The 16,981-nt window shown below is 47.3% G+C and carries 18 protein-coding genes; 6 read left to right on the top strand and 12 right to left on the bottom strand.

What is annotated here, in order from left to right; translation table 11 throughout:
• Positions 1-168 precede the first annotated feature (168 nt).
• The gene (locus HP567_RS21935) at positions 169-444 is read right to left on the bottom strand and encodes a hypothetical protein (protein WP_173608239.1); all 276 of its coding nucleotides are present in this window, start codon (positions 442-444) and stop codon (positions 169-171) included.
• A gap of 10 nt (positions 445-454) precedes the next feature.
• Entirely contained in the window at positions 455-781 is a 327-nt protein-coding gene (locus HP567_RS21940; RefSeq protein WP_088908425.1) for a YlaH-like family protein, read from the bottom strand.
• 231 nt (positions 782-1,012) lie between these two features.
• Between HP567_RS21940 and HP567_RS21945 the strand changes: the two genes are divergently transcribed.
• A complete protein-coding gene (locus HP567_RS21945) occupies positions 1,013-1,486 on the top strand; it encodes a glutathione peroxidase (protein ID WP_173608240.1) in 474 nt (157 codons plus the stop codon).
• Between the two features lie 69 nt (positions 1,487-1,555).
• Here the strand turns inward: HP567_RS21945 and typA are convergent, their stop codons facing one another.
• Positions 1,556-3,397, bottom strand: a complete 1,842-nt coding sequence (typA, locus tag HP567_RS21950; RefSeq protein WP_048033790.1) for a translational GTPase TypA — start codon at positions 3,395-3,397, stop codon at positions 1,556-1,558.
• Positions 3,398-3,536: 139 nt separating this feature from the next.
• On the opposite strand from typA, the gene HP567_RS21955 reads away from it, so the two are divergent.
• The gene (locus tag HP567_RS21955; protein WP_173608241.1) at positions 3,537-4,148 is read left to right on the top strand and encodes a YhcN/YlaJ family sporulation lipoprotein; all 612 of its coding nucleotides are present in this window, start codon (positions 3,537-3,539) and stop codon (positions 4,146-4,148) included.
• A 79-nt stretch (positions 4,149-4,227) separates the two neighbouring features.
• Here HP567_RS21955 and speD read toward each other — a convergent pair whose 3' ends face one another.
• Entirely contained in the window at positions 4,228-4,629 is a 402-nt protein-coding gene (gene speD, locus HP567_RS21960) for an adenosylmethionine decarboxylase (protein ID WP_007723244.1), read from the bottom strand.
• A gap of 319 nt (positions 4,630-4,948) precedes the next feature.
• Here speD and HP567_RS21965 point away from each other — a divergent pair, with 319 nt between their 5' ends.
• Positions 4,949-5,443 carry a GNAT family N-acetyltransferase gene (locus HP567_RS21965; RefSeq protein ID WP_173608242.1) on the top strand — a complete coding sequence of 165 codons (495 nt, stop codon included), beginning with the start codon at positions 4,949-4,951 and terminating at the stop codon, positions 5,441-5,443.
• 107 nt (positions 5,444-5,550) lie between these two features.
• On the opposite strand, the gene HP567_RS21970 is transcribed toward HP567_RS21965, so the two are convergent.
• The 3 genes from HP567_RS21970 to HP567_RS21980 form a co-directional block, all read right to left on the bottom strand.
• Positions 5,551-6,147: a hypothetical protein gene (locus HP567_RS21970; protein ID WP_173608243.1), complete on the bottom strand. Its 597-nt coding sequence runs from the start codon at positions 6,145-6,147 to the stop codon at positions 5,551-5,553.
• Between the two features lie 346 nt (positions 6,148-6,493).
• Positions 6,494-7,000 carry a DUF4446 family protein gene (locus HP567_RS21975; protein WP_173608244.1) on the bottom strand — a complete coding sequence of 169 codons (507 nt, stop codon included), beginning with the start codon at positions 6,998-7,000 and terminating at the stop codon, positions 6,494-6,496.
• Positions 7,001-7,227: 227 nt separating this feature from the next.
• Positions 7,228-7,827, bottom strand: coding sequence for a hypothetical protein (locus HP567_RS21980; RefSeq protein ID WP_048033797.1), 600 nt, complete (start codon positions 7,825-7,827; stop codon positions 7,228-7,230).
• 230 nt (positions 7,828-8,057) lie between these two features.
• Here HP567_RS21980 and HP567_RS21985 point away from each other — a divergent pair, with 230 nt between their 5' ends.
• A complete protein-coding gene (locus tag HP567_RS21985; RefSeq protein WP_173608245.1) occupies positions 8,058-8,693 on the top strand; it encodes a YktB family protein in 636 nt (211 codons plus the stop codon).
• Positions 8,694-8,777: 84 nt separating this feature from the next.
• Here HP567_RS21985 and HP567_RS21990 read toward each other — a convergent pair whose 3' ends face one another.
• Positions 8,778-9,782: an NAD(P)H-dependent flavin oxidoreductase gene (locus HP567_RS21990; RefSeq protein WP_396021479.1), complete on the bottom strand. Its 1,005-nt coding sequence runs from the start codon at positions 9,780-9,782 to the stop codon at positions 8,778-8,780.
• A 121-nt stretch (positions 9,783-9,903) separates the two neighbouring features.
• Between HP567_RS21990 and HP567_RS21995 the strand changes: the two genes are divergently transcribed.
• On the top strand, positions 9,904-11,376 hold the full coding sequence (locus tag HP567_RS21995) for an aminotransferase class I/II-fold pyridoxal phosphate-dependent enzyme (RefSeq protein WP_173608247.1): 1,473 nt from the start codon (positions 9,904-9,906) through the stop codon (positions 11,374-11,376).
• Between the two features lie 86 nt (positions 11,377-11,462).
• A complete protein-coding gene (locus HP567_RS22000) occupies positions 11,463-13,433 on the top strand; it encodes a dihydroorotate dehydrogenase (protein ID WP_229088091.1) in 1,971 nt (656 codons plus the stop codon).
• 69 nt (positions 13,434-13,502) lie between these two features.
• Here the strand turns inward: HP567_RS22000 and HP567_RS22005 are convergent, their stop codons facing one another.
• The 4 genes from HP567_RS22005 to HP567_RS22020 form a co-directional block, all read right to left on the bottom strand.
• Positions 13,503-15,401: a hypothetical protein gene (locus tag HP567_RS22005; RefSeq protein ID WP_173608248.1), complete on the bottom strand. Its 1,899-nt coding sequence runs from the start codon at positions 15,399-15,401 to the stop codon at positions 13,503-13,505.
• Positions 15,402-15,507: 106 nt separating this feature from the next.
• The gene (locus tag HP567_RS22010; protein ID WP_007723214.1) at positions 15,508-15,633 is read right to left on the bottom strand and encodes a GapA-binding peptide SR1P; all 126 of its coding nucleotides are present in this window, start codon (positions 15,631-15,633) and stop codon (positions 15,508-15,510) included.
• Positions 15,634-15,751: 118 nt separating this feature from the next.
• Positions 15,752-16,549 (bottom strand): alpha/beta hydrolase, encoded by a 798-nt coding sequence (locus tag HP567_RS22015; protein WP_173608249.1) that lies wholly within the window; start codon positions 16,547-16,549, stop codon positions 15,752-15,754.
• Positions 16,550-16,657: 108 nt separating this feature from the next.
• Positions 16,658-16,957 (bottom strand): DUF3055 domain-containing protein, encoded by a 300-nt coding sequence (locus HP567_RS22020; protein ID WP_015892160.1) that lies wholly within the window; start codon positions 16,955-16,957, stop codon positions 16,658-16,660.
• Positions 16,958-16,981 lie beyond the last annotated feature (24 nt).

Here is a 16,981-nt window from a genome sequence, read left to right on the forward strand (position 1 = left end):
GTCAAAATCCCCCTGTATGCTTGGGGCATGAATATTGACGGGAAATCATTTTCAAAAGTTGCATGATCCAAGAAACCGCGTCTTATTACCTATGAAATGCGCATGATACAAAAAAACTCCACCCAACTTCCGAATCATTTCGGCAAGTGGAGGGGAGTCTTTGTCCCGTTAGTTGCAGTTGTACTTGGGTTCGCTTTCAATCGCGACCAATAAAGCTTCGACTGATTCAGCAGGGTATCGCACTTCCACAGACTGTGAATCAGCGTTCCCAAATAGCACGTACCAGCTACCTTCCTGACGATAACCGATATCGCTCATTTGATGATCCTCTCTCAGCAATTGCAAGAAAAAAGCAGCGGTATCCAAAGCAGAGCGGTCTTCTGGTCGCGCATCGGCAACCACTTGAATTTGGAGCCAATTAAAAAGTGCATCTTCACGCTTCACGTGGTTCTCCTCACTTTCGCCCAGTTTGCTCCGGTTTGATCCGTACCTTTACAATCACGAGTATCGCGATCGCCACCAGCATTGCACTTTTCACAGGAAGCTGCACATCCAAAATAGCGAAAATGAGTGCTCCAACAAATAAAAGGATGTACAAGAGCACGTTTTTCAAAATAGGCATACGGATACGAGTAGCAAAGCCAAGATAATAGACAATAATTAATTCCACAAACAAAATCCAGGCCCGATATTTATCAGCCCATATGCGAAAGCTGTCATATGCTGTGAGCTGATCTGGATTCGTTGGCACATAGGTTGATGCGATTTGTATCCAGTCCATCACTTATCTCTCCTGTCTTCAAGCGGTGAAACTCCTACCGCTTCACATGCCACCTCATAGGCGGAATGAAACGAATAGTCACTCCTTTTTTCTTAGGAAAACGCTATCTTTCTTACTTTATCAGGTGGTGCATTCTGTGTCAAAAAACGGTAGGCCCTTCCATTTGGCTGGCAAGATTTTCGCCGTACATGCTATGATGAGGGTATGTCAGTAGAAAAAGGTGGGAATAAGATGAGCTTGTATGATATTGCCGTCAAAACGATTTCCGGTGAAGAGCAGACATTGGACGCCTTCAAAGGCCATGTCCTGCTAATCGTGAACGTCGCCAGCCAATGCGGCCTTACCCCTCAATACAAAGGGCTACAGGGGCTGTATGAGCGTTATCAAGATAAGGGGCTGGTCGTTCTTGGCTTCCCTTGCAACCAATTCGCTGGGCAAGAGCCAGGAACAGAAGAGGAAATCGCAACGTTCTGCGATCGCAATTACGGCGTGACGTTCCCGCTATTTGCGAAGATCGATGTCAATGGTCCTGGTACCCACCCGTTGTATCAGTACTTAAAGGAACATGCTCCTAGCGAAGAAAATCCAGATATCGAATGGAACTTCGCCAAATTCCTCGTGGATAAAGACGGTCGTGTCGTGAAACGCATCAGTGCTCGTACTCAACCCGAAGAACTCAGCTCAGATATTGAGAGTCTGTTGTAAGGAAAAGCCCAAATAAAAACGCCACTTCATCCCCAAACAGGATCAAGTGGCGTTCTTTTCATTTCAATCTTATGCTTGCGGTTGTGCTTCATAGCGTCTTTGCTTCTCATAGCGCTCACGATCTGATTTGTTCAGATATTTTTTGCGCAGACGAACGGATTGAGGTGTTACTTCGCACAGCTCATCGTCGTTCAGATATTCCAGTGCCTCTTCCAAGGACAACATGCGAGGAGCCTTCATTTTGACAGTCTCATCCTTGGTCGCAGAACGTACGTTGGTCGCATGCTTTTCTTTACATACGTTAACAACAAGATCGTTGTCACGGTTGTGCTCGCCCACGATCATGCCTTCGTATACTTCTGTACCTGGGTGAATGAACATGGTTCCGCGATCTTCTACGGACATCAAGCCATACGTGGTAGCTGTTCCTGTCTCATGGGAAATAAGTACCCCTGCGTGACGTCCTCCTACCGCTCCTGGTACAAGTGGACGATAGCTGTCGAAGGAGTGGTTGAGAATACCGTAACCGCGTGTAATCGTCAAGAACTCTGTACGATATCCGATCAAACCGCGGGATGGAATAATGAATTCCAGGCGAACTTGTCCGAAGCCGTTGTTGATCATGTTAACCATCTCGGCTTTACGTTGACCCAATGTCTCCATAACCGCCCCTGTGTACTCTTCAGGCACATCAATGATCAACAGCTCAGCCGGTTCCATTTTTTGGCCATCGATCATACGAATGATAACCTCAGGCTTGGACACGCCCAGCTCAAAGCCTTCACGACGCATGTTCTCAACCAAGATGGACAAGTGCAATTCACCGCGTCCGGAAACCACATACGCATCTGGCGAATCTGTTTCATCTACACGCAGAGATACATCTGTCTCCAGCTCGGCCATCAGACGATCACGCAACTTGCGGGAAGTCACGTGCTTACCTTCGCGACCAGCAAACGGGCTGTTATTCACAAGGAACGTCATTTGCAGGGTAGGCTCGTCAATTTTCAGGAGTGGCAATGCCTCTGGATGATCAACGTGGCAAACGGTTTCCCCAACGTTGATATCGTCAATACCAGAAATCGCTACGATATCCCCTGCTCTTGCTGTTTTTTGCTCAACACGCTGCAAACCGGAGAATCCGAACAGCTTTTGAATCCGTGCCTTTTTCACTTCGCCTTCGCGTGTAGTGACAGATACCATTTCATTCAGGTTCATGGTTCCGCGATAGATGCGGCCAATCCCGATACGACCCAAAAAGTCGTTGTAATCCAGCATGGTTACTTGCATTTGGAGCGGAGCAGATTCGTCTGCGTCAGGAGCAGGCATATGCTCTACGATGGTGTCAAACAGTGGGCGAAGGTCGCCTTCCAGTTTATCTGGCTCAAGTCCTGCAATCCCTTGCAGACCAGAAGCATATACGATCGGGAATTCCAGTTGGTCTTCCGTCGCATCCAGATCAATGAACAGGTCGTACACTTCGTTGATAACTTCTTGAGGACGTGCATTGTCGCGGTCTACTTTGTTCACGACAACGATAGGGGTAACTTTTGCTTCCAGCGCTTTTTTCAATACAAAGCGCGTTTGTGGCATACAGCCTTCGAAGGCGTCGACGATCAACAGAACGCCATCCACCATGCTCATGATACGCTCAACCTCGCCACCGAAGTCAGCATGGCCTGGTGTATCCAAGATGTTAATCGTGAAATCTTTGTATTTGACAGAAGTGGTTTTCGCCAGGATCGTAATTCCACGCTCGCGCTCCAGGTCGTTGGAGTCCATCATTCTCTCTTCTACCTGTTGGTTCGAGCGGAATGTGCCCGATTGGATCAAAAGTTTGTCAACCAGTGTGGTTTTTCCGTGGTCAACGTGGGCAATAATTGCAATGTTGCGTATGTCAAGACGCTTCATGTGAACCTCCTCTATTATGCATACCTTCCATATTAACAGGTAGTGAAACGCGGCACAATGGGCAGTTTTTTACGGGAGCCACTTCCAGAGTAAGAGACTTCGTTTTCGTCATACTAAGGAAAATGGAGGTGGCATACGTATGAAACGGAGTGGCCCGAAATGTTTGGTTGGCTTGCTTTTGATTGCAACCATGATGACCGGATGCGCAAGCTCGAACAGCCATCCAAAAAATCAAGCGCACACACAAAGTACCACCAATCAGCAGGCCCCGGGTGCCAGGACTAGCCTCGCTCATGATTATCATGCCTACACTGGCGGAATCAATGCCCGCAATTATCACAAAGGCTATACGGTCAATGGTTTCAATCAGGATTTGGCTGAACAGCTCACCTTGGTCGCAGATGAAGTGCCTGGTGTGGAACGTGCTACTGTTCTCGTAAGCGGCACAGATGCAGTCGTCGGAATTCGTGTTCGGAAAAACTTTGGCCCTGAGCAAACGCGCATAATCGAACAGCAAGTCCACTCAGCCGTTCGTTCACGTGTTCCCAACTTCTCGATCCAAGTAGCCTCCGACGCAGCCACATTTGATCGGATTCGTGCCATCCATGCAGATATTTATGAAGAAGCTACGCATCGGACCAATCAAGTTGATGTGAGACCCAACATGAATAGTCAGATTACCAATACATCCACGGAATTTCGTTCTCTGCTCCATGATATTGGCGGCAGAATTCCTACTGTCACTCCATGATGATAAATAGGAATCGAAGCTCCATATAAAAGAGGTGCGGAATCAGCCCGCACCTCTTGAAAACTTTTCCATTTGTTCCTTACTTTGCCGCTTCAACCAGTTTCATTTCTGGCTCAACAACTTGCAGTTCACCCAAACCACGAACTAATTTCTTCGCGTAAGTTTTTTCCGGCTTCAGCACGGATACCAAGTAGTCGATAGCGATTTGCGGATCAACGGTTTCCCCACACGTGTAGCAATCCAGGGCAGCAAAGCCGCGCTCAGGATACGTATGAATGGACAGGTGGCTTTCCGAGAGAAGAACCAGTACGGTAGCACCCTGAGGAGAAAACTGCTTCGCTTGCACACTCAGTACCGTAGCACCGCATGCCTCAGCAGCCTCAATCATTTCCTTTTTCAAAAATTCTGCGTCGTTCAACAAATCAAACTGAACTCCCCATGTGTCAACAGCAACGTGTCTTCCGAAAGTCGAATATTCCATCTTTCGGTTCCCCCTTCCTAACGAGTGTAATGTTAAACATCGCTAGGACCTGCGTCATTCACTAACGGGGGCGGTTTCCGTTGTTATCCACCCTTTAAAGTGAATCCTGGTTCCTAATCCTGTTTCCAACGAAAACAACAATACCATGCATCGGCCTAGTTTGACAATACCCTTTTTCAATAATCTATAAGAACAATACAAATAGGCTGACGGCTGTCTCGACAGAATGGGGAGCCGACGCCTGCTACAAGTGGCCCTCACCTATTATGAAATATGCTAAACTTTTAGAAATGAACCAGAATGGAGAGGATCACAACACATGATTACTATCCGTAATGCCAAAGCAGAAGATTTGCCAACATTAATCGCCATCGAGCACCTTTGCTTCTCACCAGATGAGGCTGCAACACAGGAAGCATTTGAGAAGCGTATTCGATTGATTCCTGACAGTTTTTTTGTAGCGGAAGCGGATGGGATCATTGCGGGTTTGGTCAATGGACCCGTCATCGAATCCACCTTCATTACCGATGATCTGTTTCAAACGATTAAAGAAAATCCGGCAACTGGCGGACATCAAGCCATTTTAGGATTAGCGGTTTCTCCCGCTTACCAAAATCGCGGCATTGCCTCCATGCTCCTCGCACACCTGGAAGCCTCCGCAAGAGAGTCCAATCGTGAGACAATCACGCTTACGTGTAAGGAAAATTTGATTGGCTACTATGAAAGTCATGGATACCTCAACAACGGTGTTTCCAGCTCAGACCATGCTGGAGCCATTTGGTACAATATGAGCAAGCCATTACAATTGCGCTAAGTGAAGGGCAAATAGTAAAAGCGGGACCTCTTGTTAGGAGGAAACCCGCTTTTTGTTATTCGCTATGTGATCCAATAAAAAAGGGCGCATCAGGCACCCTTCTTTCACTAAACTTCTAATTCAAATAGACGTCGCGATAACGTTGCTAATCGAACATCAATTGCTGGAAGTTTTTCTGGGGCAGTTCTCTTTGCCCAATTACGCAAATCCAGCCATCGGTCCGTCTCTTGACGTAAGGACTCAATCTCCTGCTCGCTGCCATCCTGCTGGAACAAAGCCTCCAGCTCATTGGCCATGTGCAGAGAGTTATTTTCAAAGATGGACACTTCTTCGTCTCCGGTTAGCTCCTGAATGCTCACAACCGATCCTTGATCGTAGTGATACACCATTGTGAAGCCGTCATAAATCCGGTGGACAATTCCATAGCCTCGGAACGCTTTCATTGCTTTTCTCATAGCATTTGCCAGCTGCCGATCTCGAATTAGATACGAGCTGTCGCATGAGTAGCGGCTGCCAACCCGACAGAAATTCAATTGAATTTCTCCGGTCTTGTCATTCAAGATTACGTCACGATCGCCATTGTCACACACTTTGACTTGGACTGAAATGTGTTCATTGGTGAAAAGCGAAACGAACTGGTTCAGCTCTTCTTCATTCACCGTGAAATAGGCCTTGGCGTAATTAGTTGCTAAACGCTGTGCCATAAATATCTCCTCAATTCTTTTGGTTTGCATGGGTCGAGTATGACCGAACAGTTATCCAAAACAGAGGAGATACGCTAAGTATCAACAAAAGAACGCTGTAGAACCTGGCCTTGCCCTCCGCATCGAAAATCGATTTGGGTAATGAAGGCGGATCACCTACTTTTTGTTTTTCGCAAAAAAGCCATTTTTGACATCTTTATTATACCTCAGGTGCCCTAAAAAGTCTTGAGCAAAATGACGATGAATTTTAGCAAAAAACCGGAATATCCGCAATCAGAAGCAGGGAAATGAAAAGAACTCCCTGATTCATTCAAATGCTTGCTGTTTCATTGAAATTCAGAGCCACTTATATCCCTGCGGTTGAGGTCATCGCTTTTTTGATCGCAGCCTGTTCTTCTTCAGACAAATGGTAGCTCGATGTTCCCTGCTCAAGCGGCTTGGCGTACACGCGAGATTCTTCTCGTCCAAAAATGCTGGTGATCACCACGCCGTTCCCAGCGTCATCTGTTACCGCCAGCGAAAAGCTAAGATCACTGCCGACATCCCCGAAGGCATTGTAGCGGATAATCGCTACTTTGCCGCATTGCGCTGCCATTCGTTGTGACAGACGATTGATGGCAAATTGCTGATCGCTATGCTGCTTTCTCATTTCCTCTACCTGATCCAGCAGTCTGTGCAAGCCTTCCTCGAGATTGGCTCCTCCCGTCCCTGTCATAATCCGGTTGATCGATTTCCTCAATCGATTGATCCGGACAGACTGCATAATCACGATCCATAACAGGATCAGTGTCAATGCGATGACGGCTAAAAGCAGGATCGCTACATTGGGGATTTGTGATAGGAATGCTTCCAAAACTTTTCTTCCTTTCCGGCGCGTTCGTAAATATGCTGTTAAAAACCTTCTTTATTGTACAACCGTCGAGCCTCCCATTCAAACAAGTCTTTCATAAAAACAACAATTACTACATTAGCGACTTTTCCATCAAAAAAAGCGACACCCTCATTTGTTTGAGATGTCGCTTTTTCATTCCGTATTCGTTTGTGTCAAACTCATCGTCCTTTGGCTATCCTCCAGTCTGCCTACGCTTCCAAAAGCAACATTTCCCGACGAAGCTGCTTTAATCGCTCCGTGGACTGCTTCATTTGACTTTGGTCTTTGGCTTGCATCGCGTCATACAACGTCGCCAGTTCATAATCCAACTCCAGACGCAGCACCGGGATGCGTTCTTCCGAGTCACGTCGTTTCATCGCGGCAATTACCTGATCCATCGTTACATTGCAAAATTTTTCATAGATCACTTTTTTCTCAGCTCCTTTTAATTCCACTATTCTGATAACTTCTCCGTACTGGATTTGCTTCAGCAAGACGCACTCTTCAAAAGTGACCTTGATCATGGCATGCCCTTTCGCCCGCTCTACGAAGTGGTACAGTACCAGTGCCACCCGAGAATCATTGACAGGAATGCCTGCAATGTGCAGCTTATAGGACCCGTTTAAACGCTGCATTTTCCAGTCGGATCGGCCATCTGTGGTGTTCACGAGGAGGTGAAACTGCTCGGGAGATTCTTTCCACGTGACGCTCACCCCTGCTTCCACCAGGGCCTGCACCATCGCGTGCAATGTTTTGCGGTCAAACCAAACTGCCAAATGAAAATACTCCAACTCCATGCCGAGATTCATCTTCTACAGGCCCCTCCCGTTGACAGAATACTCAGATATCGTTTTTGCCGTAAGGGAGTGAGTGGTATATCATATTATTCAGACTTTGGTTTTGCTATTCATAAACTCGGCATGTATTTTTTTCCTGGATGGTATGATATCATATGGAGGATTCCAAGCTCCCTTGACGGGGACGATCGCCCTTTTCTTTCCAGTGGGGTTCGATGATGCTTAAAAGAGGTGTTTGTTACATGCCAACGTTTCCAGGTTTTCGTCAAGAAGATTTTGATGTTTTTGCCATCGATGGACTGGATGCCCGAATGGACGCAATCAAAACCAATATCCGTCCCAAATTCGAAGTACTCAGCCAACACTTTGCGCCCTTTCTCTCCGTAGCAACCGGGGATGAAATGTTTACGCACATAGCAAAACATGCACGCCGTACGGTGAACCCACCAGCTGATACGTGGGTTGCCTGGGCTAATGATAAACGCGGTTACAAAAAACATCCGCACTTTCAAATTGGCTTGTGGGGAACACATTTGTTCGTTTGGTACGCGGTAATTTACGAGTCTCCTTCCAAAGAGATCATCAGCCATGCGTTTAACAAGCATCTGGATGAGGTCATTGCGATGGTTCCGGAGCACTTTCACTGGTCCCCAGATCATATGCAACCAGCAAGTACGTCTCAAAAAGAATTGGGCACCGCTGGCGTGAAAAAGTTGGTGGACAGGCTTGCACAGGTAAAAAAAGCGGAGTTGCTCTGCGGAATTACCATTGACCGTCATGATCCAATTCTGGCAGACGGAGAAGCATTGGTGAGTCGTCTCGAAGAAACATTTGGCGTGTTGAGTAAGCTCTATACATTAGGAAATTCTCGTGGATAGACCGCCTCCCGCTTTCTTTATTTAAGTTATATGCAAAAGAACAGGTCCGCTTTCATTTGAAAAACGCAGGCCTGTTCTTTTGTTTTAGGAAAAAGACCGCAGTCGATCCAACGACTTGCTCACATCGCCAAACATGCGGTCAAACAATTGTTGGACACTTGGTACATCGTCAATCAATCCGATAACCTGACCAGCCCAACCAAAGCCGCGCTGGCTGTCGCCCTCATAAATAAAGGTGCAGTTGTTCTCTCCACTGATGAAGCTCTTTAACTGCTCGTAGCCTGCCCCTTCTTTCTCCATTTGTAGAATATGATCAGAGCCTGGTGTGCGAACGACCCTCGCAGGTGCCCCCAATGTGCGCTTGATAACAGCGGTATCGTGCTCCGTCCCAGCAACCAACGCCTCTTTATAGGCCGAATGGGCATGGACACACTCTTGCGTCGCAATAAATCGCGTTCCCATCTCCACACCTTCTGCACCGAGTGCAAGCGCTGCCAAAATTCCCCGACCATCACCGATGCCACCGCTAGCCAATACCGGAATTTTCACGGAATCCACCACACGCGGAATCAAAACAAACGTCCCGATATCATCTCGTCCCAGGTGCCCCCCACCTTCTTGACCAACAGCCATCACTGCATCCGCACCAATCGATTCTGCTTTTTGTGCTTGGCGGGCAGACGCAACCAAGACGAGCTTTTTGATGGGATGACCATCGAGTCTTCGCAGCAGCGGCTCTGGATTGCCTCCTGTCACCGAAACAGCCGCCACTCCTTCTTCAATCGCCACATCCAGCATTTCTTCATACGGCCGTCCGTGTTGACCAATTGCATAATTCACACCAAATGGTTTATCCGTCATTGTACGAACCTTGCGAATCTCCTCCCGCAGTGCACCCGCCGATGGCAAGGACATAGCCGTAATTTGACCGAGTCCCCCCGCATTTGACACAGCCGCAGCCAAGTCTGCGTAAGCCAAATATGCCAAGCCACCTTGAACTACTGGATATGTTATTTGAAGTAGCTCCGTTACTCTCGTTTTCATCCTTTTATCACCCCGTGTAAATGTCCTTCTCGGCTTACAGGCCAAACTCCTGCCGCCACACGTAAACCTGAATAAAAATTCGCTTGCTTTCCCCCCCTATTTTGCTATACTCAATTTGTTTGTTTTTCCCCTTATTATTCTTGATTAGTAAAGTGAGGCGATCGTAGTGAGACAAATGAAAACTCCTTTGTTCAGCGGGTTGTTGGAGCACGCCAACCGGAACCCGATTCAATTTCACATTCCGGGCCATAAGAAGGGTATGGGTATGCATCCGGCATTTCGCGAGTTCATCGGGGACAACGCTCTTTCGATAGACCTCATCAACATTGCGCCATTGGATGACTTGCATCACCCGAAGGCAATGATTAAAGAAGCACAAGATTTGGCAGCCGAGGCATTCGGCGCTGACCATACATTCTTTTCCGTGCAAGGTACAAGCGGTGCCATCATGGCGATGATTATGGCGACCTGCAGTCCTGGCGACAAAATTATCGTACCGCGTAACGTACACAAATCGATTATGTCGGCGATTATTTTCGCAGGAGCAGTCCCAATCTTTATTCACCCTGCCATGGACGAGCGTCTGGGTATTTCTCACGGGATCACAGTGAAGGCCGTGCAAAAAGCACTGGAAGCCCATCCTGATGCTGCTGCCTTGTTGGTGATTAACCCGACGTACTTCGGTATTGCAGGTGACCTGCGTGAAATCGTGCGGGCTGCCCATAACTATGAAATTCCTGTATTGGTCGACGAAGCTCATGGTGTGCATATTCATTTCCACGAGGAACTGCCAATTTCGGCCATGCAAGCTGGTGCCGACATGGCAGCGACCAGCGTACACAAGCTGGGTGGCTCTTTGACTCAAACGTCGATCTTGAATGTACGGGAAGGGCTCGTCGATGTCGATCGGGTGAAAACAGTCATGAGTATGCTCACGACGACCTCGACTTCTTACATCTTCCTCGCGTCGTTGGATATGGCCCGTCAGCATTTGGCCCTCAATGGAAAAATGCTCGCTGATCAAGCGATGGAACTGGCAGCAAAAGCCCGGGATATGATTAACGAAATCCCGCGCATCTACTGCGTTGGCAAGGAGATTCTTGGAAAGCCTGCGACTTTTGCAATGGACCCAACCAAGCTCCTCATCCACGTACGCGATCTCGGAATCACTGGATGGGAAGTCGAGAACTGGCTGCGTGACAAGTACAACATTGAGGTAGAGATGAGCGATCTGTACAACATCCTCTGCTTCGTTACTGCCGGAGATACGGAAGAATCCATCCGTGCGCTGGTAAATGGCTTGCGTGATTTGTCCGTTGAATTTTCGCACGTACAAGCAGAAGACAAGCCGACGATCTCACTGCCGAATATCCCTATGCTGTCCACCACCCCACGCGAAGCTTTCTATGCAGAAACAGAGACAATTCCGTTGGCGGAAGCAGCAGGTCGAGTCATCACCGAGTTTATCATGGTGTATCCTCCAGGCATCCCGATCTTCCTTCCCGGGGAAGTAATCACCGAGGAAAATATCGCGTACATTCAGGAAAACATTCGGGTCGGATTACCCGTACAAGGTCCTGAAGATGAGACACTGAAAACGATCAAAGTCGTAAAAAGACAAACCGCCATTTCTGGCTAAGCGATCCGAAACGAAACATAGCTGCCCTCTTTCTCGAGAGAGCAGCTTTTTTATTTTTTATGCAAACATTTTGAGATAAGATGGAAATGGGAAAAATCAGGAAAGTAGGCGATCGTGCCATGCCAGACTGGTCGTATCAAACGTTGTTTCGGCCACTTCTCTTTCTCATGCCACCCGAACGAGCCCGGTCGATTACCTTGCAGTCAATTGGTACATTGGCCAAAATTCCGGGTGGTCCGTTCATCATTGAATGGATGGGACATATGGAGCCTCCCTCACATCTCTCCAGAACAATTGGCCCAGTCACGTTCCCTACTCCAGTCGGGTTGGGTGCCGGGTTGGACCCGGAATGCATTGCCATTCAAGCGCTGTCCAAATTCGGTTTCGGATTTCTCGAGCTGGGACCTGTGTCCAAAGAACCGATTGATTCCCGCGGCACCATTCAACGTGACATTGCCGCAATGAATATCCACTACCCCTGTCTTTTGGTAAATAATGGGATACACACCCTTCAGAGGCGCTTGGAGGGGGCTTCTGGCATTAAAATTCCGATCGGAGTCAGATTGGCCTGCCAACCAAAAGTCGGCCTGAGAGAAGCCACGGAAGAGCTTCAGGAGCTGATCGACAAATTGGAGCGTTTTTGCTCGTTTTTCACGATTGACACGCGGGCGAATATAGGACAGCCAGAATGGAGCCACACAGCGTGGAAGGAGCATTTTTCCTGTTTGCGTAACCAAACGGATCTCCCCCTCTTGCTAGCGATCCCTCCGAGCCTTGCTGAACGGGAAGCGCTCCCGATTCTTACCTCGGCAAAAGAAGCAGGACTCAACGGTCTAGTTGTCGCTGGAGGCATTATTCAGGAAGATTCACCATGTGCGAACAACACTGTTTATACCACGGGGAGGAGTTCACACGAGCAAGCCGTCAAATTTGTCTCCTGGGCACGGGAACAGTGGTCAGATGCCCTTATCATTGGATCAGGCGGGATTCTGGAACCACAAGATGCTCTGACCTTTCTTGCAGCGGGTGCCGATTTTGTGCAGTTGCATAGCGGCTTGGTCTATTCTGGACCCGGCTTGCCAAAACGAATTAACGAAGCCATCTTGCAAACACAACCAGAAGCTGATCCTCCTCAAGAAAAGCGACCTGCTTTTTTATTTCCTTCATGGGTATGGGGGATCTTGTTGGGCGTGGGCATGATGATCGGTGGGGCACTTGCTTGGCTGGTCGCCGCAACAACTGTCGTTCTCCCCTACGACGTACGCTTTCTCGGGATGTCAGCCGACCAGCTCACGCTCTTAAATCCGCAAATTCTCTCTTTCATGTCCCATGATCGGATTAGTCTGGCAGGAACGATGATATCCATAGGAATTTTGTATAGCCAACTAGCTTACCATGGCCTGCGCAAAGATATTCACTGGACGCGGACCATCTTGCTCGTCTCCGGCTCCGTTGGGTTTTCCAGCTTCTTTTTATTTATTGGATACGGGTACTTTGATTACGTGCACGCGATTTTAGCGCTCATGTTGTTTCCCTTGTTTTTGCTCGCATTACGAACTCCAGCAACCGTTCATTTGACGCGCCTACCGCCACAGCTTCACAACGATCAGGATTGGCGAATGGCTCTATGGGGACAATTGCTGTTTGTCATCATCGGATTTGGTTTGACAGGGGCTGGTATCATCATTTCGATCATCGGCGTCACGGGTGTCTTCGTTCCTTCCGACCTCGTCTTTCTCTGCGTGTCTGCCGATACCTTGCAGTCTTACAATGAGCGATTAATTCCGGTTATCGCTCATGACCGTGCTGGCTTTGGCGGGGCATTAGTTTCGAATGGCTTGGCTGTCTTGCTGATTAGCCTTTGGGGTATCAGGCGAGGAGAAGCGTGGATTTGGTGGACATTGTTTTTAGCAGGCATTCCGGGCTTCGTTTCTGGCATTGGCATACATTTTACTGTTGGCTATGTTGATTTTATTCATCTTCTGCCCGCTTATGTTGCCGTCATTTTGTTTCTCGTAGCACTCGTACTTTTGAAGCCGTATTTATGCCGGACATAAATAAAAACAGACGAAAGAAATTCTTTCGTCTGTTTTTCTCTCATGGAACCTGACTCGATTTATTCAGAATCAGTCCTCGTCTTCCTCATCATCTTCGTCGTCATCATCGTCACCCGGAGCGAACGCCAATGTGTAGACGTAAGGAGCTTTGTCGCGATCATCTATCCAGACAATGCGATTTCCACCCATGCGCGGGCTTTCCATTTCCGCATCATCATCCCACTCGATATCGCTAAATGCCCCCTCTTCGAAATCATACAGCTCAAAGTAGAACTGCTTGCCTTTTCCGGACAGACGATTGTCTTCGAATAAAATCATATTTCGTGAAGCCTGTGGATTTTTTTGGTCACCTTCCGTATAACGTAGCAGCGGATTGACTTTTTGGCGGTCGATGTTGTAATAATACAAATCCCAACCTGTTTTGGAATTGCCAGTATCTTCGCTCCAAACTACGAAATCATCGCCAATCTCTGCTTTCTCCACTTTTACGTTTTTACGAATTTCTCTTTCTCTATCTCCCTCGATATCGTAGAGAACGATCGTTGCATTCTTTTTGCCTTCTTGGACTACCCAGGTTGCATAGTCCTGATAAATATCAACGCTTAACGGTTCATCTTTCAGCCTTGATACCTCAGTATGCTTTCCAGTGGACAGATTTGTGATGATCACTTCCGCTCTGCGATCGACATTGACCCACAATAGATGTTCTCCGTCGACTTCATAAAACTTTTCACTCGGCTTCTGGTCATCATCTTCGTTTGTGATCTGGGTTTGGACGCCTTTACGAATATCGTAGGAGAAGAGTGCGTCTTCCCGCTGATCATACCAAACAACATAACGAGAACTTACGACAGGACGAGCTGCATCGTGATCTGAACTACTGATGGCTTTGCTCGTTCCTTTTACCATATCGTAAAGAACGATAGCATTGTTATTCTTAGACTTTGATACATATGCGACATAACGATCGTGACCAGCTGGATCAATAGGATCACCACCTACATTACCCAGCGGAACTTGCTCTTTTTCGTCCAGATCATACAGGTGAAGCTGGAGCTTTTTATTACTGTCCTTTTTCGCATACAAAACGTAGTCGCCAAAAATTCTCGGCCCTACATTTCCATAAAGGTTGGAGTCAATCTTCTTTTTGGACGATTTATCAACGGTACGATAGATCAGATCATTACCATCAGCATACACATAATCGTCTTTGTACGTATGTACAAATTCTTTGTCGTTCGAACCGTTCGTCAATTCTTTGTTTCTGCCATTGCTGATGGTATGCACGTAAATTTGATTATAGGAGCGATTCTCATACAAAATTTTATTCGTGGAAAGAGTAGGACGCCCTTGATCGCCTTTTTGGACGACAGCCGCCTTTTCTTCTTTGGCTTTGATATCGTAATAGTAAATATCGCTGTTGCCATCACGTTCATCTTCCCATGCGACATAAGCGTCGCTTACAACCGGGTTGCTTGCTTTTCCACTCGCAGATACGACCTCTGTATCGCCTGTAGAAATTTTGTACAGATAAACATCCCCGTTATCTGTCCAGACAACGTTTTTATCCCCGATCTCCACACCATCGACAGATGCTGACCCGTCTGACAAACGGGTTTCTTTTTCCTTCGCGATGTCATACAAGTAGACTTCAGAACCTCCGTCACGGGAGTCGATCCACACGACATAATCACCATCGACTTTTGGATTCGTCTTTTCAGATTCCTTGTCGCCAATTTGTGTTTGCGTACCTTTATCGAGATTGTAGAGGGTTACAGTTTCTTCCCCTTCAACCATCCACACGGCATATTTTTTGGAAATGTCGTAACCGGCTCCGGAAATTTCAGGCTTGCTTGCGTCGATTTTTTCTTCATCACCAATACTGTAGGCAAGCGCCGGTGTCCCGCTCCACAGAGATGTGACCAAAAGTGCAGCGGCCAGCATTCCCTGCATCGGTTTTCGCTTCATGAAACAATTCCTCCTTTTACAACGATTTTCACACTTCTCCATTATCCTCCATACGGAAAAGGTTGTCAAAAAAAACAGGCCTCAACATAGGCCCGTTGACTATTTTTTATTCTTTTTCCTGTCTTTCCCCAGGTCGGCAGTCACAGTTGCACACCGCATAAAGTGTTTTTACTGAATTACATTCAAAATGCTCGATGATGGTTCCGCAAGTCTGACATACGATAGTTCCCATCTATGTCCCCTCCGCATTCAATTGATTCACATATTTCCACAAATGTTATGTTACATTCATCTTAATATGCTACGTCATTAGGAGTCAAGATGCATTTGTTGATAATTAGTATGTCACATTAATTCGATATATTGTCATTCAACCAGCTCACGATTTTTTGCAAGACTTCTTCCTTTTCAGGCTCATTCAAAATTTCGTGTCGCAAGCCCGCGAATCGTTCAAACGTCTGTCTGTCTGAAAGACCCGCTGTAAACTGTTCCACTGCATCCGCATCTACCAATGAATCAGCACCAGCTTGCAAAACAAGGACAGGATGCTTGATTTGACTTCTTTCCGCCCACGCCTTTTCCATAGAGCGATTCAATTCCGTGAACCATCTGACACTTACCTTGGAATAATTGAGCGGATCGTTCTGATAAGCAGCCTGAACCGCTTCGTCACGGGATACCATGTCGGGAGTGATTCCATTCGGCATGACAAGTGTTGGCCAGACCCGATCGAGAAACTGCGCCAATTTCTCCTTCCACGCCGGAACAGTCAGTTTGAGCTTCAAGCATGGAGAGGTGAGAATTAACCCTGCCAACTCTTTGCTCCGCTCATCCGTCTGAATAAAGCGAGTCGCAATGAGACCACCCAGACTATGCCCCATTAAACATACAGGCTTCTCTCCTGACGCATCGGCAAGAGCGGTACTCGTCCACTCACGTACACGGGACAAATAGTCTTCGAATGATTGAATATGCCCCCGTCTCCCAGGAGAGCGCCCCCATCCCGGCAAATCTTCCGCATATACATCCCAACCTGCCTGATTAAAATAAGCCGCTACATGCCCATAACGCCCATGATGCTCTCCCGTTCCATGGACGAGAACAATCGCTCCCTGAGAATCTTTGGCCGACCATTTATGTACACCCATTCTCCCTGTTCCTCCTACTGCTTGATTTCTTTCGATTATACTAAAAACGGAAGGCCGTATTTTACGAAAAAAACTAAAACGAGCAGAAGATAAACTTCTGCTCGTTACCTAATACTGATTTTCTTCAAATGGAATGGATGGTAAATGTTCCTGGAAAAACTCAGCAAGCGCGACGGCCTCGTTCTCTGAATCCAGCCTGAAAATTTTTTGCAGGTATCCTGGATTCACCGCATCTTCAGAACTGAGAAGAGTCGATTGCCCTGTCTGCATACAGATCACCAACGGCTTCCCATAAAACTTGTGTGTAAATACCATGCCAAAGTCGTATCGTGTTCCCTCTGAAATAAAACCGAGAAAACGTACATTAGCATTCTCCGAAACGTCGTATAAGTGGTCGTAGTGCTCCATCAGCAATCCCTCCTCAACAGTATT

Source organism: Brevibacillus sp. M2.1A, from assembly GCF_013284355.2.
Lineage (GTDB): Bacteria > Bacillota > Bacilli > Brevibacillales > Brevibacillaceae > Brevibacillus.